The organism is Pseudomonas sp. Pso3 (assembly GCF_055393275.1).
The window spans coordinates 1,406,680-1,424,694 of sequence record NZ_AP043687.1; the positions used below are offsets into that span (position 1 = coordinate 1,406,680).

Annotated in this window: 21 protein-coding genes; 19 read left to right on the forward strand and 2 right to left on the reverse strand. The window is 65.7% G+C overall.

The features are described from left to right. Window positions 1-661: 661 nt before the first annotated feature. Genes rluC through sppA form a run of 3 tightly spaced genes read left to right on the forward strand, consistent with a single transcriptional unit; the run spans window position 662 to window position 3,279 of the window. On the forward strand, window positions 662-1,615 hold the full coding sequence (gene rluC, locus ACZ5R1_RS06565) for a 23S rRNA pseudouridine(955/2504/2580) synthase RluC (RefSeq protein WP_007160606.1): 954 nt from the start codon (window positions 662-664) through the stop codon (window positions 1,613-1,615). Further along, window positions 1,608-2,294, forward strand: coding sequence for an HAD-IA family hydrolase (locus ACZ5R1_RS06570; protein WP_288505510.1), 687 nt, complete (start codon window positions 1,608-1,610; stop codon window positions 2,292-2,294). The genes rluC and ACZ5R1_RS06570 overlap by 8 nt, the downstream gene beginning before the upstream one ends. Continuing rightward, window positions 2,287-3,279 (forward strand): signal peptide peptidase SppA, encoded by a 993-nt coding sequence (gene sppA / locus ACZ5R1_RS06575; protein WP_464712924.1) that lies wholly within the window; start codon window positions 2,287-2,289, stop codon window positions 3,277-3,279. The genes ACZ5R1_RS06570 and sppA overlap by 8 nt, the downstream gene beginning before the upstream one ends. An 18-nt stretch (window positions 3,280-3,297) precedes the next feature. On the opposite strand, the gene ACZ5R1_RS06580 is transcribed toward sppA, so the two are convergent. Next, window positions 3,298-3,876: a Maf family protein gene (locus ACZ5R1_RS06580; RefSeq protein ID WP_044341765.1), complete on the reverse strand. Its 579-nt coding sequence runs from the start codon at window positions 3,874-3,876 to the stop codon at window positions 3,298-3,300. A 99-nt stretch (window positions 3,877-3,975) separates the two neighbouring features. Here ACZ5R1_RS06580 and ACZ5R1_RS06585 point away from each other — a divergent pair, with 99 nt between their 5' ends. The 13 genes from ACZ5R1_RS06585 (at window position 3,976) to ACZ5R1_RS06645 (ending at window position 13,975) form a co-directional block, all read left to right on the forward strand. Continuing rightward, window positions 3,976-4,503: a YceD family protein gene (locus tag ACZ5R1_RS06585; RefSeq protein ID WP_027599034.1), complete on the forward strand. Its 528-nt coding sequence runs from the start codon at window positions 3,976-3,978 to the stop codon at window positions 4,501-4,503. 10 nt (window positions 4,504-4,513) lie between these two features. Continuing rightward, entirely contained in the window at window positions 4,514-4,696 is a 183-nt protein-coding gene (rpmF, locus tag ACZ5R1_RS06590; protein WP_007160601.1) for a 50S ribosomal protein L32, read from the forward strand. Window positions 4,697-4,729: 33 nt separating this feature from the next. Further along, entirely contained in the window at window positions 4,730-5,692 is a 963-nt protein-coding gene (plsX, locus tag ACZ5R1_RS06595) for a phosphate acyltransferase PlsX (RefSeq protein ID WP_464712925.1), read from the forward strand. A gap of 82 nt (window positions 5,693-5,774) precedes the next feature. Beyond that, window positions 5,775-6,710, forward strand: coding sequence for an ACP S-malonyltransferase (fabD, locus tag ACZ5R1_RS06600; RefSeq protein WP_464712926.1), 936 nt, complete (start codon window positions 5,775-5,777; stop codon window positions 6,708-6,710). Window positions 6,711-6,725: 15 nt separating this feature from the next. Continuing rightward, window positions 6,726-7,469, forward strand: coding sequence for a 3-oxoacyl-ACP reductase FabG (fabG, locus tag ACZ5R1_RS06605; protein ID WP_464712927.1), 744 nt, complete (start codon window positions 6,726-6,728; stop codon window positions 7,467-7,469). 167 nt (window positions 7,470-7,636) lie between these two features. Then, window positions 7,637-7,873 carry an acyl carrier protein gene (acpP, locus tag ACZ5R1_RS06610; protein WP_007160597.1) on the forward strand — a complete coding sequence of 79 codons (237 nt, stop codon included), beginning with the start codon at window positions 7,637-7,639 and terminating at the stop codon, window positions 7,871-7,873. A gap of 137 nt (window positions 7,874-8,010) precedes the next feature. Further along, a complete protein-coding gene (gene fabF / locus ACZ5R1_RS06615; RefSeq protein WP_007160596.1) occupies window positions 8,011-9,255 on the forward strand; it encodes a beta-ketoacyl-ACP synthase II in 1,245 nt (414 codons plus the stop codon). After that, window positions 9,255-10,067, forward strand: a complete 813-nt coding sequence (gene pabC / locus ACZ5R1_RS06620) for an aminodeoxychorismate lyase (RefSeq protein ID WP_464713269.1) — start codon at window positions 9,255-9,257, stop codon at window positions 10,065-10,067. Before fabF ends, pabC begins: the two co-directional genes overlap by 1 nt. Before the next feature lie 3 nt (window positions 10,068-10,070). Continuing rightward, window positions 10,071-11,129: an endolytic transglycosylase MltG gene (gene mltG / locus ACZ5R1_RS06625; protein WP_464712928.1), complete on the forward strand. Its 1,059-nt coding sequence runs from the start codon at window positions 10,071-10,073 to the stop codon at window positions 11,127-11,129. Beyond that, window positions 11,126-11,764: a dTMP kinase gene (gene tmk, locus ACZ5R1_RS06630; protein WP_027599029.1), complete on the forward strand. Its 639-nt coding sequence runs from the start codon at window positions 11,126-11,128 to the stop codon at window positions 11,762-11,764. The genes mltG and tmk overlap by 4 nt, the downstream gene beginning before the upstream one ends. Next, the gene (locus tag ACZ5R1_RS06635; RefSeq protein ID WP_027601562.1) at window positions 11,757-12,740 is read left to right on the forward strand and encodes a DNA polymerase III subunit delta'; all 984 of its coding nucleotides are present in this window, start codon (window positions 11,757-11,759) and stop codon (window positions 12,738-12,740) included. The genes tmk and ACZ5R1_RS06635 overlap by 8 nt, the downstream gene beginning before the upstream one ends. A gap of 39 nt (window positions 12,741-12,779) precedes the next feature. Next, window positions 12,780-13,136 carry a PilZ domain-containing protein gene (locus ACZ5R1_RS06640; RefSeq protein WP_017641886.1) on the forward strand — a complete coding sequence of 119 codons (357 nt, stop codon included), beginning with the start codon at window positions 12,780-12,782 and terminating at the stop codon, window positions 13,134-13,136. A gap of 56 nt (window positions 13,137-13,192) precedes the next feature. After that, window positions 13,193-13,975, forward strand: coding sequence for a TatD family hydrolase (locus tag ACZ5R1_RS06645; RefSeq protein WP_132831911.1), 783 nt, complete (start codon window positions 13,193-13,195; stop codon window positions 13,973-13,975). 358 nt (window positions 13,976-14,333) lie between these two features. Here the strand turns inward: ACZ5R1_RS06645 and ACZ5R1_RS06650 are convergent, their stop codons facing one another. After that, window positions 14,334-15,464, reverse strand: coding sequence for an aminotransferase class V-fold PLP-dependent enzyme (locus ACZ5R1_RS06650; RefSeq protein WP_442441189.1), 1,131 nt, complete (start codon window positions 15,462-15,464; stop codon window positions 14,334-14,336). 171 nt (window positions 15,465-15,635) lie between these two features. Here ACZ5R1_RS06650 and ACZ5R1_RS06655 point away from each other — a divergent pair, with 171 nt between their 5' ends. The 3 genes from ACZ5R1_RS06655 (at window position 15,636) to ACZ5R1_RS06665 (ending at window position 18,014) form a co-directional block, all read left to right on the forward strand. Continuing rightward, window positions 15,636-16,277 (forward strand): TetR/AcrR family transcriptional regulator, encoded by a 642-nt coding sequence (locus tag ACZ5R1_RS06655; protein ID WP_007160588.1) that lies wholly within the window; start codon window positions 15,636-15,638, stop codon window positions 16,275-16,277. A 66-nt stretch (window positions 16,278-16,343) separates the two neighbouring features. Next, a complete protein-coding gene (locus ACZ5R1_RS06660; RefSeq protein WP_027599025.1) occupies window positions 16,344-17,312 on the forward strand; it encodes a GTP 3',8-cyclase MoaA in 969 nt (322 codons plus the stop codon). An 87-nt stretch (window positions 17,313-17,399) separates the two neighbouring features. Then, complete coding sequence (locus ACZ5R1_RS06665) at window positions 17,400-18,014, forward strand: DUF4823 domain-containing protein (protein ID WP_115946467.1); 615 nt, start codon at window positions 17,400-17,402, stop codon at window positions 18,012-18,014. Window position 18,015 lies beyond the last annotated feature (1 nt).

Below are 18,015 nucleotides of genomic sequence, written 5' to 3' on the forward strand. Positions count from 1 at the left end.
AGGATTCAAGAGAAGGGTGCACGGGGTCGTATCGAAGCCGGGCAAAGCCGGCCTTCGTGTCCAGCAGCAGGCCCTGGGGCGTGCCGCGACTACGTCTCCTGCAGGCGCTTGAGCGACTGCCGTTGCAGCTCCACAGGAGGAGGAATCAACCAGGCATGGTGCGGGCGTGACAGCCGAAAGGCTCGGGCAGCCGGGTCGTCGCGGGATTCGTGTCAGGTGTCGCTCGGTTGGAGCATCGGCCGTTGGCCTTGAGGCTTCCACCTGCGATCGTCACCTTGGCCGAAGCTGGGCGCGAAGCGGGCTGCAGGCGTACTGTCAGGCTACGCGATACGCTGGTTGTGCATCTCCATCCTGCACACAATCTTCAGGAATCAGGTGCCGCCCGCAAGGTCCGGAGCGGTTGTCGTTTTACAGCTGGCACCCTGGGTGCCGCTGCCTTGGTTACCAGGCGGATCGCAGATCGCCACTCACCCCCTTGGGCAGAGTCGGCGTTCTGCTGGACGGCCAGACGTCCAGTGACTATTGCATTTGCAGCCTATATTCGCGGGCGGAATCTACGGCCTCGCGAGCGGTGCCATCCAGACAGGACTGATAACCGCCTCCGGACTATAGCAGCAAGCTTTAAGTGCTTCAAATAAGGGAAAATTGCTATCATCTGCCGATGACTAAGCCTCCTTCTCCCAGCACCGGCGTTCAACTGCTCGACGTGCCTGCCGACTATGCCGGCCAGCGCATCGACAACTTCCTGCGTACCCACCTCAAGGGTGCGCCCAAGACCCTCATCTATCGCATTCTGCGCAAAGGCGAAGTGCGGGTGAACAAGGGCCGCATCAAGCCCGACTACCGCCTGCAGGCCGGCGACCAGATCCGCGTACCGCCGCTGCGTCTGTCCGAGCCCGACGAGCCTGCACCCCTGGCCAGGGGTCTGCTCGAGCGCCTGGAGGATTCCATCGTCCACGAGGACAAGGCCCTCATCGTCATCAACAAGCCGGCCGGTATCGCCGTGCACGGCGGTAGTGGCCTGTCCGGTGGGGTCATCGAGGTCTTTCGCCAGCTGCGTCCCGACGCCCGCGACATCGAGCTGGTCCATCGTCTCGACCGGGATACCTCGGGCCTGCTGATGATTGCCAAGAAGCGCAGCATGCTGCGCTTCCTGCACGAGGCCCTGCGCGGCGACGGCGTCGACAAGCGCTATCACGCCCTGGTGCGCGGCCATTGGCCGGCGGCCAAGAAGAAGATCAGCGCGCCCCTGCTCAAGAACACCCTCAGATCCGGCGAGCGCATGGTCGAGGTCAATGACGAAGGCAAGGAGGCGCTCACCGAATTCCGCGTGCTGCGGCGCTATGGCGAATTCGCCACCCTGGTCGAGGCGCGGCCGGTGACCGGGCGTACCCACCAGATCCGCGTCCATGCCCGCCACGCCGGGCACGCCATCGCCGGCGATCCCAAATACGGCGACGAAGACTTCTCCCAGGAGATTCGCGAGCTGGGCGGCAAGCGGCTGTTCCTGCACTCGGCGAGTCTGGTGATTCCGCTGCCCGAAGGCGGCGAGTTGCGCCTGGAGGCGCCGGTCGACAGCACCTGGAGTCAGACGCTGGAGCGTCTGGATGCCTGATTACCAGCTGCTGATCTTCGACTGGGACGGCACCCTGGCGGATTCTATCGGCCGGATCGTCGAGGTGATGCACGTGGCGGCCGAGCAGCTGGGCTTGCCACCGCGCAGCGACGTGGCCGTCAAGGGCATCATCGGCCTGGAGCTGGTCGCGGCCATCCAGACGCTCTATCCGCATCTGGTCACTCCGGCGCAGATCGAGGGATTCCGCGATGCCTACAGCGCCGAATTCGTCCGTCGCGAACAGCAGGCGTCGCCCCTGTTTCCCGAGGTGTTGAGCGGGCTGCAGCGCTTTCGCGCCCTGGGTTACCAGATGGCCGTGGCGACGGGTAAGAGCCGGCGCGGCCTGGCCCGTTCGCTGCAGCAGCATGGCCTGAGCGAGTTCTTCGACATCACCCGTTGCGCCGACGAGGCCGCCGGCAAGCCCGATCCGCAAATGGTCGAGGAGATTCTCGCCCATTGCCGTGTGGCGCCGGAGCGCGCCCTGCTGATCGGGGATGCGGTGTTCGACCTGGAAATGGCCCGCCGCGCCGGGGTCGCTGCGGTCGGGGTGGCCTATGGTGCCCAGCCGGCCGAGGTGCTGAGGGATTTCGGGCCGCGCCTGGTGATCGAAGCTTTCGCGGACCTGGCGCTATGGCTGGGTGACAACGTTGTGGTCAGGAGTGAGGTTGGGCATGGCTGACGAGTGGAAGGAAGACAGCGGACGTACGCGTCCAGCGGACGACAAGACCTGGGACCTGATCGAGAAGACCATGCTCGCCAGTGTGCGCGAGCAGCGGCGGGCGCGGCGCTGGGGCATCTTTTTCAAGCTGCTGACCTTCGCCTACCTGATCGTCATGCTGGTGCTGTTCACGCCCCTGCTGTCGCTGGGCAAGAAGGGTGGGGTGACCGAGTCCGGCGCCCATACCGCGCTCATCGAACTCAAGGGCGTGATCGCCGACGACGAGAAGGCCAGTGCCGACAATGTGGTCACGGCCCTGCGCAAGGCCTTCGACGACAGCAACACCCGTGGCGTGGTGCTGCGCATCAACAGTCCGGGCGGCAGTCCGGTGCAATCCGGCTACATCTATGACGAGATCAAGCGCCTGCGCGGTCTGCATCCGGATATCAAGCTGTATGCGGTGATCACCGACCTGGGGGCCTCCGGCGCCTACTATGTGGCCAGCGCGGCCGACGCCATCTATGCCGACAAGGCCAGTCTGGTCGGCTCTATCGGCGTGACGGCGGCTTCCTTCGGTTTCGTCGGCACCATGGAAAAGCTGGGTGTGGAGCGCCGGGTCTACACCTCGGGCGAACACAAGGCCTTCCTCGATCCCTTCCAGCCGCAAAAGCTGGAAGAGACCCGATTCTGGCAGCAGGTGCTGGATACCACCCATCAGCAGTTCATCGACAGCGTCAAGAAGGGGCGTGGCGACCGGCTCAAGGTCGAGGGTCATCCGGAGCTGTTCTCCGGGCTGGTCTGGTCCGGCGAGCAGGCGCTGTCCCTGGGGCTGATCGATGGCCTCGGCAGCGCCAGCTATGTGGCGCGCGATGTGGTCAAGGAAGAGCGCTTGGTCGACTACACCCAGGAAGACTCGCCCTTCGACCGTTTCGCCAAGCGCCTGGGCGCCAGTGTCGCCGAGCGCCTAGCGCTCTACATGGGCTGGCAGGGTCCGGCGCTGCGCTAGGGCGACAGCCTGCAGATCTCAAGGGACCTGCAGGCCAGCCTCCCGCAACAGTGCGGCGAGGCGGATGAGGGGGAGGCCGATCAGGCTGGTCGGGTCGTCCCCTTGCATGGCCTCGAACAGGGCGATGCCCAGGCCCTCGGCCTTGAAGCTGCCGGCGCAATCGTAGGGCTGTTCCGCCAGCAGGTAGCGGTCGATGGTCGCAGCCTCGAGCGGGCGAAAGCGCACCTGGAAATCCACCACCTCGCTGCGGCACTCCCCGGTGCGGCTGTCCAGCACGGCCAGTCCGGTATGGAACACCAGGGTGCGACCGCTGGCCCGGGCCAGTTGCTGCCGGGCTCGCTCATGGGTCAGGGGCTTGCCGAGAATCTCGCCGTCGATGGCGGTCGCCTGATCCGAGCCGATGATCAGGGTCGGCTCCGGCTGGTCGGCCAGGGCAGCGGCCTTGGCCCGGGCCAGGCGCTCCACCAGCGCCCTCGGGCTTTCTCCAGGCCTTGGCGTTTCGTCGATGTCCGGCGACCGATGAGCAAAGGGCAGCTGGAGTCTTTCCAGCAATTGGCGGCGGTAAGGCGAGCTGGAAGCGAGTAGAATGAGAGGCATCAGTTTGTTCTCGGGCGAGATCGACCAGAGGTCGGTCGGAGTCGCTTCGGGGTTAATTTCCTTTGACAGCCGTAAGGCCGTCCCTATAATGGCGCGCTTATGTTGAATGGGCCAATTCCACCTCAGGTCGATCCTCGCAAATTGGCGGATCGCGGCGTAACCCTCAAGGGTGAGCTGCCTCTCGCGAACATGCGGCGTGTCGGCGAGCAGCTCGTGAAGTCCGAAGGCGCGGTAGCCGTCGTCCTCGACTTCGGGCGTGATCAACAGCGGCAGTTCGTCATCCACGGTGTCCTCGATACCGCGGTCGAGATGATCTGCCAGCGTTGTCTGGAGCCGGCAGTGCTTCCCATCCACAGCGAATTCGATTTCGCCGTGCTCTGGGAGGGGCAGTCGGCCGATGCCTTGCCACAGGGTTACGATGCCCTGGAGGTTGGCGAAGATCCGCTGGATCTGCATAGCCTGATCGAAGAAGAGCTGTTGCTCGCTCTGCCGATCATCCCTGTGCATCCGGAAGGGGATTGCCAGCATCCGGAAGGTTTCGAGGCGCCCGAAGAGCCGGCGGACGAGGAAAAGCGACCCAACCCGTTCAGTGTACTTGCGCAGTTGAAGCGTGACCCAAACGTTTAGGAGTTAAATCATGGCTGTTCAGCAGAACAAAAAATCCCGTTCCGCTCGCGACATGCGTCGTTCGCACGACGCCCTCGAAGCGAACGCTCTGTCCGTGGAAAAGAGCACCGGTGAAGTTCACCTGCGCCACCACGTGTCGCCCGACGGTTTCTACCGCGGTCGCAAAGTGATCGACAAGGGTTCCGACGAGTAATCCTCGATCGAAATCGTCATCGCGATCGATGCAATGGGCGGGGACTTCGGTCCCCGCTGCATTGTTCCTGCTTCATTCGACGCTCTCGAGCGTTTCCCCGCCCTACATCTTCTCCTCTGTGGTCAGCGCGACGCCCTGTCGGCCTGGTCACCGCCTGCCTCCCTCGCCAATCGCCTGCAGTTCGACTACGTCGATGCCCTTGTCGGGCCCGATGAACGCCCCGCTGCCGTGGTGCGGAGTCGTACCCGGACGTCCATGCATGCTGCGCTCGACGCGGTCCGACAGGGGCGTGCCCAGGGCTGTCTGAGCGCCGGCAATACCGGGGCCTGGATGGCGCTCGCGCGACAGCTGCTGGGAACGCTGCCGGAAATCGATCGACCCGCGATGATGTCGGCGTTGCCTGGACGGGGAGAGCACCAGACGCTGCTGCTCGATCTCGGCGCCAATCTCGACAGCTCTGCCGAACAGCTGGTGCAATTCGCCTATCTGGGGGCGGGTGCGGCCCAGGCGCGTGGCCTGGTGCGGCCAAGGGTCGCGCTACTCAATGTCGGGCGCGAACCGGGCAAGGGCACGCCGGTGATCCAGGAGGCGGCACGGCGCCTCGCCCAGAGTCAGGCCTTCGATTTTATCGGCTTCGTCGAGGGCAGCGATCTCTATGCCGCCGTCGCGGACGTGGTGGTCTGCGATGGCTTCACCGGCAATGCGGTGCTCAAGTCCGGCGAGGCGTTGCTGCGCCTGCTGGTCGAGCGCAGCGGCACGGCCTCCTGGCTCGAGCGTCAGTTGCTGCAGCCCTGGCTGGCCCGGCGTTTCCGCCACTGGGATCCGGAGCTGCGCAACGGCGCGAGCTTTCTCGGCCTGAATGCGGTGGTGGTGAAAAGCCATGGCGCGGCAGGCGAAGTCGGTCTCGTTCAGGCCATCGAGCGCGCCCTGCGCGACGTGGAGACTGATCTCCCCGGGCGGATCCGGTTAAACTTGGCGGCTCTGAAAGCGGTGTGACCGACCGGTCGACACCGACATCTCAGTCTGTCAGTGGCGGAACCGCGGTTTCGCCAGCAATGGACCTACAAGAGACCTGCCTATGTCTGCCTCTCTCGCTTTCGTCTTTCCCGGTCAGGGCTCCCAGGCCCTGGGCATGCTGGGTGAGCTGGCCACGCACCACGCACTGATCGGCGAAACCTTCGCCGAAGCCTCCGCCGTCCTCGGCTACGACCTCTGGGCGCTGACCCAGCAGGGCCCGCAGGAGTCGCTCAACCAGACCGACCGTACCCAGCCCGCCATCCTGACCGCCGCCATCGCGCTGTGGCGTCTGTGGCTGGCCGAGGGCGGCGCCAAGCCGGCCTATGTCGCCGGGCACAGCCTGGGCGAATACTCGGCACTGGTCGCCGCGGGCAGCCTGCCGTTCGCCGAGGCGGTACGCCTGGTGGCGCGCCGGGGTGAGCTGATGCAGCAGGCGGTGCCGGCCGGGCAGGGCGGCATGGCCGCCATCCTCGGTCTGGAAGACGCCCAGGTGCTGGCCGCCTGTGCCGAAGCCGCCCAGGGCGAGGTCGTCAGCGCAGTCAACTTCAATGCCCCGGGTCAGGTGGTGATCGCCGGTGCCGCCGTGGCGGTGGAGCGCGCCATCGAGGCCTGCAAGGCCTTGGGCGCCAAGCGCGCCGTGGCCCTGCCGGTCAGCGTGCCCTCCCACTGCGAACTGATGCGCCCGGCGGCCGAGCGCTTCGCCGAGGACGTGCGTGGCTGCACCTGGAGCCAGCCGCAGATTCCGGTGGTGCAGAACGTCAATGCCGGCGTCAACACCGACCTGGACAGTCTCCAGCAGGATCTGCTGGCCCAGCTGTACAGCCCGGTGCGCTGGGTCGAATCCGTGCAGTACCTGGCGGCCCAGGGCGTCACCCACCTGGTGGAGTGCGGCCCCGGCAAGGTGCTGGCCGGTCTGAACAAGAGATGCGTCAAGGGCGTGGAAACGCTGGCCCTGGACACCCCCGACGCCTTCGCCGCCGCTCGCGCGGCTTTTTGAATCGAGGAAAACGAGATGAGTCTGCAAGGTAAGGTCGCCCTGGTCACGGGCGCTACCCGTGGTATCGGTCAAGCCATCGCCCTGGAACTGGGTCGGCTGGGCGCCACCGTGATCGGCACCGCGACCAGCGAGGCGGGCGCCCAGCGCATCGCCGAGTCGCTCAAGGCCAACGGCATCGAAGGCACCGGCCTGGTGCTCAACGTGTCCGACAACGCCTCTGTCGCGGCCGCCCTCGAGCAGGTCCAGACCCAGTTCGGCGCCCCGTCGATCCTGGTCAACAACGCCGGCATCACCCGCGACAACCTGATGCTGCGGATGAAGGACGATGAGTGGTTCGACGTGATCGATACCAACCTCAACAGCCTGTTCCGCCTGTCCAAGGCCTTGCTCAAGGGCATGACCAAGGGCCGCTGGGGTCGCATCGTCAGCATCGGCTCGGTGGTGGGTGCCATGGGCAACGCCGGCCAGGCCAACTATGCCGCCGCCAAGGCCGGTCTCGAGGGCTTCACCCGGGCACTGGCCCGCGAGGTGGGTTCGCGCAACATCACCGTCAACGCCGTGGCTCCGGGTTTCATCGACACCGACATGACCCGTGAACTGCCGGAAGCCCAGCGCACCGCGCTGCTGACCCAGATCCCGGCCGGTCGCCTCGGCCAGGCCGACGAGATCGCCAAGGTGGTCGGCTTCCTGGCGGGCGAGGGCGCGGCCTATGTGACCGGCGCCACGATCCCCGTCAACGGCGGAATGTACATGAGCTGACCGGCGTTACCCCCGCGCGGCTATTGCGCTAAGCTGGTAAACTGTCGGACCAGCAATGGCCGCGCATACGTCTTGATGTCGCGTCAGCTTGAAATACGGAAATCCCTTTCTATACACTTACGCGCAATCCGTTGTGCGGATTTTTCCTTTAGGAGTGAGAACACGGTATGAGCACCATCGAAGAACGCGTTAAGAAGATCGTCGCTGAGCAGCTCGGCGTGAAGGAAGAGGAAGTTACCAACAGCGCTTCCTTCGTCGAGGATCTGGGCGCCGACTCCCTTGACACCGTCGAACTGGTGATGGCTCTGGAAGAGGAATTCGAGACCGAAATCCCGGACGAGCAGGCTGAGAAGATCACCACCGTCCAGGAAGCTATCGACTACATCGTTGCTCACCAGCAATAAGTAGTCGCCAGTTTCGGACACAAGAAGCCGCACGTCCTGTAGGGCGTGCGGCTTTTCTTTAGGTCCAAGGTCAAGATCGATGGAATCGGCTTTTTTTAAGAGGGGTGGCCGCCCCGGAAGGACAAGAGGAGTTGGGTGTGTCGCGTAGACGTGTCGTGATCACGGGTATGGGCATGGTATCGCCGCTTGGCGCCGATGTGGCGAGCAGCTGGGAAGGCATCCTGGCCGGTCGCAGCGGTATCGCGCCGATCGAGCATATGGACGTCTCTGCCTTCAGCACGCGGATCGGCGGATCGGTCAAGGGATTCGACGTGGAGCAGTACCTGTCCGCGAAGGAAGCCCGCAAGCTGGATCTGTTCATCCAATACGGTCTCGCTGCCAGCTTCCAGGCCATGCGTGACAGCGGTCTCGAGATCAACGATGGCAATCGCGAGCGCGTGGGTGTCGCCATGGGTTCCGGCATCGGTGGGCTGACCAATATCGAGGCGAATTGCCAGTCGCTGCTCGCCCAGGGTCCACGCCGTATTTCCCCCTTTTTCGTACCGGGCTCCATCATCAACATGGTGTCCGGCTTCCTGTCGATCCATCTGGGTCTGCAGGGTCCCAACTATGCCATCGCCACCGCCTGTACCACGGCGACGCACTGCATCGGCATGGCGGCGCGCAACATCGCCTACGGTGAGGCCGATGCCATGGTCGCCGGCGGTTCGGAGATGGCGACCTCGGGTCTGGGTCTGGGCGGCTTCGGCGCGGCGCGTGCCCTGTCGACCCGCAATGACGATCCGACCCGTGCCAGCCGTCCCTGGGATCGCGACCGTGACGGCTTCGTGCTGTCCGATGGGGCCGGTGCCCTGGTGCTGGAAGAGTACGAGCACGCCAAGGCGCGGGGCGCCCGCATTTATGCCGAGCTGATCGGTTTCGGGATGAGCGCTGACGCCTTCCACATGACCGCCCCGCCGGAAGACGGCGCGGGTGCCGCGCGCTGCATGAAGGCGACCCTCAAGGACGCCGGTATCGCGCCGGAAGCGGTCGATTACGTCAATGCCCATGGCACCTCCACGCCGGCCGGCGACCTGGCCGAAGTGGCGGCCCTGAAGCAGGTGTTCGGCGAGCAGGCCAAGCGCCTGAGCGTGAGTTCGACCAAGTCCATGACTGGTCACCTGCTGGGTGCCGCCGGCGCGGTGGAGGCCATCTTCACGGTGCTCGCCCTGCGCGATCAGGTGGCGCCGCCCACCATCAATCTGGACAATCCCAGCGACGGCTGCGATCTGGACTTCGTGCCCCACGAGGCGCGGCAGCGGCCCATCGAAGTGGCCCTGTCCAACTCGTTCGGCTTTGGTGGCACCAACGGCAGTCTGGTGTTCCGGCGCTTCGACGCTTGATCCAGGACTGGCTCAATGGCCAACCGCTGGATCCCGGTCTGCAACGCGACCGGGGTCTGGCCTATGGCGATGGGCTGTTCGAGACCATCGCGGTTCGCCGGGGCCAGCCACGTCTGTTGGACCGTCATCTGCAGCGGCTGGCCACCGGTTGCCAGCGACTGCGCCTTCCCTGCGATGTCGCTCAGCTGGACGCGGAGATCCGCGCCTATGCGGCGCTGCTGGGGGAGGGCGTCGCCAAGCTGCTGCTCACCCGCGGTGACGGACTGCGCGGGTATGCCCCGCCCGCCGAGCCCGAGGTGCGGCGCCTGTTGCTGGGCTCTCCCGTCCCGGCCTATCCGGCGGCCCACGCCACCGAAGGCATCGACCTCTATCCCTGCACCACCCGCCTGGCCCGCCAGCCGTTGCTGGCCGGACTCAAGCACCTGAATCGACTCGAGCAGGTCCTGGCGCGGGGGGAGTGGAATGACCCCCGCTATGCCGAAGGCCTGATGCTGGATCAGGACGGCAGGCCGATCGAGGGCGTATTCAGCAATCTGTTCCTGGTCCGCGCCGGGCGGCTGCTGACCCCCGCGCTGGACGGCTGTGGCGTGGCCGGCGTGCTGCGCGGTCTGCTGCTCGATATCGCTGCTCTGGAAGGCATCCAGGCCGAGGTCCTGCCGCTGACGCTGGACGATCTGCTGGCGGCCGACGAAGTTTTCCTCTGCAACAGCCAGTACGGTATCTGGCCCGTGCGCCGGTACGCAGCCGCGAACTGGTCCGTGGGGCCGGTGACCCGTAAACTGCAAGGTTCGATAAACGAGATTCTGGAATAGCCGATGCGCAAGGCGAGAGCTCTGCTTACGGCGCTGCTGGCCGCTGGCGGCCTGCTGCTGGTCCTGGCCGGTTGGCGCCAGCACCAGGCGCTGATTCAGCCGCTGAAGGTCGACGGCGAGCAACTGATCGAGATCCCCAAGGGCGGAACCCCGGGGGGCAGTCTGCTGCGCCTGGAAGAGCAGGGCGTGCTTGATGGCGCCTTCTGGCTGCGCCTGTACTGGCGCTTCAATCTGGCCGGGCAGACGCTGCACAGCGGTGAATACCGCCTGACCCCCGGCATGACGGTGGAGCAGTTGTTCAGCCTCTGGCGCAAGGGCGACGTGGTGCAGTACGGCCTTACCCTGGTGGAAGGCTGGAATGTCCGTCAGGTACGCGCCGCCCTGGCGCGGCAGCCCAAGCTCGAGCACGACACCGCCGAGCTGGACGATGCCGCCCTGATGAAGCGCCTGGGCCTGGACGGCCAGCACCCCGAAGGGCGTTTCTTTCCCGATACCTATCGCTATGTGAAGGGTCAGCGCGAATCCGACCTGTTGCGCCAGGCCAATCAACGCCTGCAGGCCGTGCTCGATCAGGAGTGGCAGGCACGCGATCCCGCGGTGCCCTACAAGGATGCCTACCAGGCACTGATCATGGCCTCGCTGGTGGAGAAGGAGACCGGCGTGCCCGAGGAGCGCGACGAGATCGCCGGGGTCTTCGTCCGTCGCCTGGCGGCCGGCATGCTGCTGCAGACCGATCCTACGGTGATCTACGGCATGGGCGAGCGCTACAACGGCCGCATCACCCGCGCCGATCTGCGCGAGCCCTCGCCCTACAACACCTATCTCAACGCGGGACTACCGCCGACGCCGATTGCCATGCCCGGTCGCGAGGCCATCCATGCGGCGCTGCATCCCAAGGACGGCGACAGCCTGTACTTCGTCGCCCGTGGCGACGGCAGCCATGTCTTTTCCAAGGACCTGGAGGCGCACAACCAGGCGGTTCGCGACTTCCAGCTCAAGCGGCGCTCCGACTACCGCTCCAGTCCCGCTCCGCAGACGCCCGACAGCAAGGAAACCCCATGACGGCAAATGGCCTGTTCATCACCCTCGAAGGCCCCGAGGGCGCGGGCAAGAGCACCAACCGCGACTATCTCGCCGAACTCCTCGGCAGCGGTGGGCGCGAGGTGGTGCTGACCCGTGAGCCGGGCGGCACGCCACTGGCCGAGCGCATCCGCGAGATCCTGCTGGCGCCGGCCGCCGAGCCCATGGCGGTGGATACCGAATTGCTGCTGATGTTCGCCGCCCGCGCCCAGCACCTGGCCCAGGTCGTCCGGCCCGCCCTGGCGCGCGGTGCCCTGGTGCTCTGCGATCGTTTCGTCGATGCGACCTATGCCTATCAGGGCGGCGGCCGCGGTGTGCCCGTGGAACGCATCGCCACCCTGGAAGCCTTCGTGCTGGGCGACCTGCAACCCGACCTGACCCTGGTCTTCGACTTGCCGGTGGAGATCGGCCTGGCGCGGGCAGCCCGGCGCGGCGCCCTGGATCGTTTCGAACAGGAGCAGCGCGCCTTCTTCGAGGCGGTGCGCCAGACCTACCTGGACCGTGCCCAGGCCGTGCCGGCGCGCTATCGCCTGATCGATGCCTCGCGCAGTCTGGCCGAGGTGCAGGCGGAGCTGCGCGCCCTGGTCGCCACCCTGGAGCCGACGCCAGGTGGCTGACGTCTATCCCTGGCAGGAGGAGCTCTGGGCGCGGATCTGGCCCCGGCGACAGCATCCCCATGCCTATCTGCTGCATGGCCCGCGCGGCATCGGCAAGCGCGACCTGGCCGAGCGCCTGGCCGCGCTGCTGCTGTGCCAGGCGCCCCAGGGCGCTGCCGCCTGCGGCCAGTGCAAGGCCTGCGCCCTGCTCAGGGCGGGGACCCATCCCGATTACTGCGTGATCCAGCCGGAAGAGGCCGAAAAGCCCATTCGCGTCGATCAGATCCGCGGGCTGGTGGACTTCGTCTCCCAGACCGCCCAGCTGGGCGGGCGCAAGCTGATCCTGCTGGAGCCGGTCGAGGCGATGAACCTCAATGCCGCCAACGCCCTGCTCAAGAGCCTGGAAGAGCCCTCGGGCGCTACCGTGCTGCTGCTGGTGAGCCACCAGCCGAGTCGCCTGCTGCCCACCGTGCGCAGTCGCTGCGTGCAACAGGCCTGTCCGGTGCCCTCGCGGGCCGAAAGTCTCGCCTGGCTGGGCGAGCGTCTGCCGGACCTCGAGGCGGAGGTCCGTACCCAGTTGCTGGTGCTGGCCGGCGGCTCGCCGCTGGCGGCCCTGCGTCTGCATGGCGAGGACGTGCTGGCCCGCCGGGCCCTGGTGGTGGAGGGGGTCAAGCGCCTGCTCAAGCGCCAGGCGGCGCCCAGTCAGCTGGCCGAGAGCTGGAATGCCGTGCCCCTGCCGCTGCTGCTCGACTGGTTCTGCGAATGGACCCATGGTGTCCTGCGCCAGCAGTGGGGTGGCGCCGATGCCGAGGCTGCGCCGGACATGGCCAAGGTGCTGGGTTATCTGGCGGAGAAGAGCGCGCCGCACGAGGTGCTGGCCCTGCAGGAATGGCTGCATGCCGAGCGGCAGAAGGTGCTGGGCAAAGCCAACCTCAACCGCGTATTGTTGCTGGAATCGCTGTTGATCCGCTGGGCCGGTCTGGTGCCCGGACGCTAGCGATCCGCGCGTCCGTCTTGCCTGTGTCGAGAGAATCTCATGAGTTTGCCGCAGAACCTGGGCCCCCGTAATGGCATCCTGTCCCTCACCATCAAGGACAAGTCGGTGCTTTACGCCGCCTACATGCCCTTCATCCGCAACGGTGGCCTGTTCATCCCGACCGGCAAGACCTACAAGCTCGGCGACGAGGTCTTCATGCTGCTCAACCTGATGGACGAGCCGGACAAGATCCCGGTCGCCGGCAAGGTGGTCTGGATCACACCCAAGGGCGCCCAGGGCAACAGAGCCGCCGGGGTCGGCGTGCAGTTCAACGAAGGCGACAATACCGCGCGCAACAAGATCGAAACCTATCTGGCCGGCTCGCTGAAGTCGGACCGTCCCACCCATACCATGTGACGCCTGCGCCGTCCCGCTCGGGGCGGGGCGTCGCTGCTGATTCAAGGCTATTTCTCGTGCACTTCGTCGACTCCCACTGTCACCTGGATCGACTCGATCTTTCCCTTCATGACGGCTCCCTGGATGCAGCGCTCGATGCCGCGCGCGCCCGGGGTGTCAGCCAGTTCCTCTGCATCGGCGTCGATGCCGGCAATGCCCCCACGGTGCAGGCCCTGGCCGAACGCTATGCCGACGTCCACTGCGCCGTGGGCATCCATCCGCTGGATGCCGCTCAGGGCAGCGCCATCGATCTCGACTGGCTGCTGGCGCGGCTGGCCCATCCGCGCGTCGCCGCCATCGGCGAGACCGGCCTCGACTATCACTATCAGCCCGACACCGCCGAGATCCAGCAGCGCTCCTTCGGCCTGCACCTCGAGGCGGCTCGGCGCACGGGGCTGCCGCTGGTGATCCACACCCGCGAGGCGCGCGCCGATACCCTGGCCATGCTGGGGGCCGCCGACCTGCCGGGCGCCGGGGTGCTGCACTGCTTCACCGAGGACTGGGCAACGGCCAAGGCGGCGCTGGATCTGGGCTTCTACATCTCCTTTTCCGGCATCCTGACCTTTCGCAATGCCGCCGATCTGCGCGACGTCGCGCGCCAGGTGCCGGCCGATCGCCTGCTGGTGGAAACCGATTCGCCCTATCTGGCGCCGGTGCCCCACCGCGGCAAGGCCAACCTGCCGCAATTCGTGGTCGAGGTCGCCCAGTGCCTGGCCGACGTGCGCGGGGTGACCCTGGAAACCCTCGCCGAGCAGACCACCGCCAACTTCCACCGGCTGTTTCCCCGCGCCACCCTTTAGGTCCTGTACGGAAAGTGCCTGCGCTCGATGATGCTTCGTTGAAAAAGGCTTCGGAATGCTCATTTACCATTTGTAAACTCCGCTTCCTCAGCCTTTTTCGCCTCGCCTGATCGTCGCTCGGCGACTTTTCGTACAGGACCTAGGCAAAAAATGGCCCGGGTATCCTGGGATACCCGGGCCGGACCAGCGGTTCGCCCAGACGGAGAGCCGCCTCCCTGGCCCGCGCCGCGGGGGTCGACGCGACCAGTCACTTGAGTATTGGCCAGCTCGGGGAAAGGTCCAGTCGGGATTGGACGTTTTTTAAACAGTTTTGGAATAGCGCCGTCCCGACACTGGCTATCTCGGGCCTTTCAGGCCCTTAGAAGCGTGCCAGCGCCCCGATCAGATCCAGCGTCTGCTCCAGCACGTGCTCGCTGGTATAGAAATGCGGCGACAGGCGGATGCCCGGACCGCGCTGGGCGCAGACCACGTCGGCGGTCTTGAGTCGCTCGAACAGCTGCCGATTGTCCCAGCCCTCGAGCGAGAAGGTGAGGATGCCCGAGCGGCGCTCGGCAGCGACCGGTGAATGCAGGACAGCACCGGGGAGACGGCGGATATGGCTGTCGAGCAGCTCGATCCGTGCCAGCAGGTCTTTGCCCACCTGTTCCATGCCGGCATCTTCCAGCAGCGACAGACTCGCCTCCAGGGCCACCGCGCCAAGCATGTTCGGGCTGCCGCACTCGAAGCGCATCGCCGTCTTGGCGGGTTGCCATTCGCGCTGGCTGTAGTCGCCGGCGTTGTCCAGCATGTGCCAGCCGTATTCGTGCAGCTTCAGCTGCTCGCGCAAATCGGCGCGGCAATAGAACACCCCCAGGCCTTCCGGGCCGAGCATCCACTTGTGGCCGTCGGCCATGGCGAAGGCGCAGTTGCAGGCCTGGGCATCGAAGGGCAGGGCGCCCAGTTGCTGGATGGCATCGACGCACAGCAGCACGCCCTTGGCGTCGCAGCCCTGGCCCAGCTGGGGCAGGTCCAGGCGCAGGCCGCTGGCGTACTGCACGGCGCTGATGGCCATCAGGCGGGTGCGCGGACCGCAGGCGGCCAACAGATTGGCCTCGGGGGTGTCACCCAGACTGACCTCCACCACCTCGACGCCAAAGCGCGCCAGGGCTTCCCAGACCACCCGGTTGGAGGGGAACTCCTCGTCGCTGATCACTACCTGGTCGCCGCTCTGCCAGTCGAGGCCGAAGGCGACGAAGGAGAGAGCCTCGGAGGTGTTCTTCACCAAGGCGATGTCGCTGCTGGACGGCGCATTGAGCAGGCGGGTCAGGCGCTCGCGCAGGCGCTGTTCCATGACCAGCCAGGTCGGATAGTTGCGCGCACCGTACTGGCAGTTTTCGGCGGCGAATTCGGTGACGGCCTGCGCGGCGCGCTTGGGCCACGGGGCCACGGCCGCGTGGTTGAGGTATCTCATGGCGTAGGCCTGAGGGAATTCGTGCTTCCAGGAAGACATTGACTCGATCCGTACAATCTGGGTGTGATGGGGCATAATAAGGGGCGCGCCCGCGCGGTTCACCGATGCTTTCGGTGCAGCTCGCCCAAGGTGTGACGAAGTGCCGGTATGCCGAGGGGTGACTGGCGATTCGAAGGCCCTATCCCTTTTCAAAACAACAAGTGGGCTGCCATGCAGAAAGAATCCCGCAAAGTCCGCGAGTTCCGTCGCCGCGAACAGGAAATCCTCGATACCGCCCTGCAGCTGTTTCTCTCCGAAGGAGAAGACAGCGTCACCGTCGAGATGATCGCCGAGGCGGTCGGTATCGGCAAAGGCACCATCTACAAACACTTCAATTCCAAGGCCGAGATCTATCTGCGGCTGATGCTGGATTACGAACGGGACCTGGCCGAGCTGTTCCAGTCGGACAACGTTGCCCGCGACCGCGAAGCGCTCTCCCGCGCCTATTTCGAATTCCGCATGAGCGATCCGCAGCGCTACCGCCTGTTCGATCGCCTCGAGGAGAAGGTGGTCAAGACGCGGCAGGTGCCCGAACTGGTCGAGCAGCTGCACAGCATCCGCACCTCCAACTTCCAGCGGCTGACCAGCCTGATCGAAGGCCGCATCGACGAAGGCAAGCTCGAGGACGTGCCGCCCTATTTCCACTACTGCGCCGCCTGGGCGCTGGTGCACGGGGCCGTGGCCCTTTACCATTCGCCGTTCTGGCGCGACGTGCTGGAGGATCAGGAAGGCTTCTTCCAGTTCCTCATGGAGATCGGCGTTCGCATGGGCAACCGGCGCAAGCGAGACGTCGAAACGCCTGTCCGATCCTAGGGTCCGATAGAGGCGAGGGATGCCGCGCCATCCCTTTTCTCTTGTCCCACTGGAGTAACCCCCAAGATGATCGTTGACCGCCAGGGTAGGGCGTTTCGCAACTTGCGGATCAGCCTCACGGCGGCCTGCAACTATGCCTGTACGTACTGCGTGCCCAACGGCAAGCGGCTCGTGGCTGCGCAGGACGAACTCAGTGCCGAAACCATGGCACGGGGCGTGGAATACCTCATCGATGCCGCCGGTATCGAACGGCTGCGCATCACCGGGGGCGAACCCCTGGTCACGCCGCGGCTGGAACCCTTTCTCGCCCGCGTCTCCCAGCTCGGTCTCAAGGACATCAGCCTGACCACCAATGGTCAGCTGCTGCCGCGCAAGCTGGATTTCCTCATCGACCACGGCATCCGCCGGCTCAACGTCTCCCTGGATACCCTCGATGCCGAGGCCTTTCCGCGTCTGGCGCGGGGGGGCGATCTTGCAACAGTGCTGGCCGGACTCGAAGCGGCCCGTGCGGCCGGTCTCAAGATCAAGCTCAACATGGTGCCCCTGCGTGGCCAGAATCTCGATCAGGTGCTGCCGTTGCTGGACTACTGCCTGGAGCGCGGCTTCGAACTCAGATTCATTGAGCTGATGCGCATGGGCCACCTGGCGAAGGATCCGGTCGCGTTCAACAACCAGTTGGTCTCCCTGGCCGAGTTGCTGGAGATCATCGGCTCGCGCCACGCCTATGTGCAGGCCGATGCGCCGGTGGACTCCACCGCGCTGCGCTATCGCGTCGAGTCGGGCGGGCATTTCGGCGTCATCGCCAATGAAAGCGTGCCCTTCTGCCGGACCTGCTCGCGACTGCGGCTGTCGTCCACGGGCTGGCTGCACGGCTGCCTGTCGTCGAGCAACCGCCACTATGTCGGCGATCTCTTGGACAAGCCGCGGCACCTGGCGCTGCCGGCGTTGCAGCGGCTGCTGGTCAAGGCGCTGGGCGACAAGCAGGACGTGGCCTTCTCGGGGGGCGTGACGGTCATGAAGATCATCGGCGGCTGATCTACCCGCTGCGCCTCAAGCTGGCGCGAAAGCTGCTAAGGCCCCTGTATCGACGGCAACTTGGCGCCGGACAGGGGTCTGCTTTCCATGGTCACACTGCGTTTTCTGTTCATTTCCGTGCTGCTGGCCGCTCTGGGTGGCTGCATGAACGTCAGCGACATGGCGTCCGGGGTCGAGTACCACCTGCGCGATGCGGGGCTGCTCGACTACAGCAAGACCCAGCGGCTGAACAACTTTCGGCTGCAGGCCGACTCCTACATCTACATAGCCCAGGGCGCCTTCGTGCCCCTCGGCCATCCCTATGCCCGCCCGAACGTGGTGGCGGAAGAGGCCTTCAAGGGCTTCGTGGAGTATTTCCCCCGGGTGCGTCGGGCGGACAAGCCGGAGGGCTTCGACGAGGCCATGGCCAAGGCCCGCCAGCTTGGGGCCCATTATGTGCTCTACACCCGCTTCGCCGGTGCGGACGATCGCATCGGGACTTGGGAAGAGTGGGAAGACCAGGACGACATCGGCCGGGTAGGGCGCGATCGCAGCGTCGTGCAGATGATGCTGGTGGAGGTCGCCACCTTCCGCCTGGTGGACACGGCGCGGATCCGCAGTCGTGGCGGCTTCCTGACGTTCTATGACGAGCGTCCGGAAGACCTGCTCGGACCGGCGCTCAACCAATACGCTCAACGCCTACTGGGGTTGGGCAGCCGCTAGA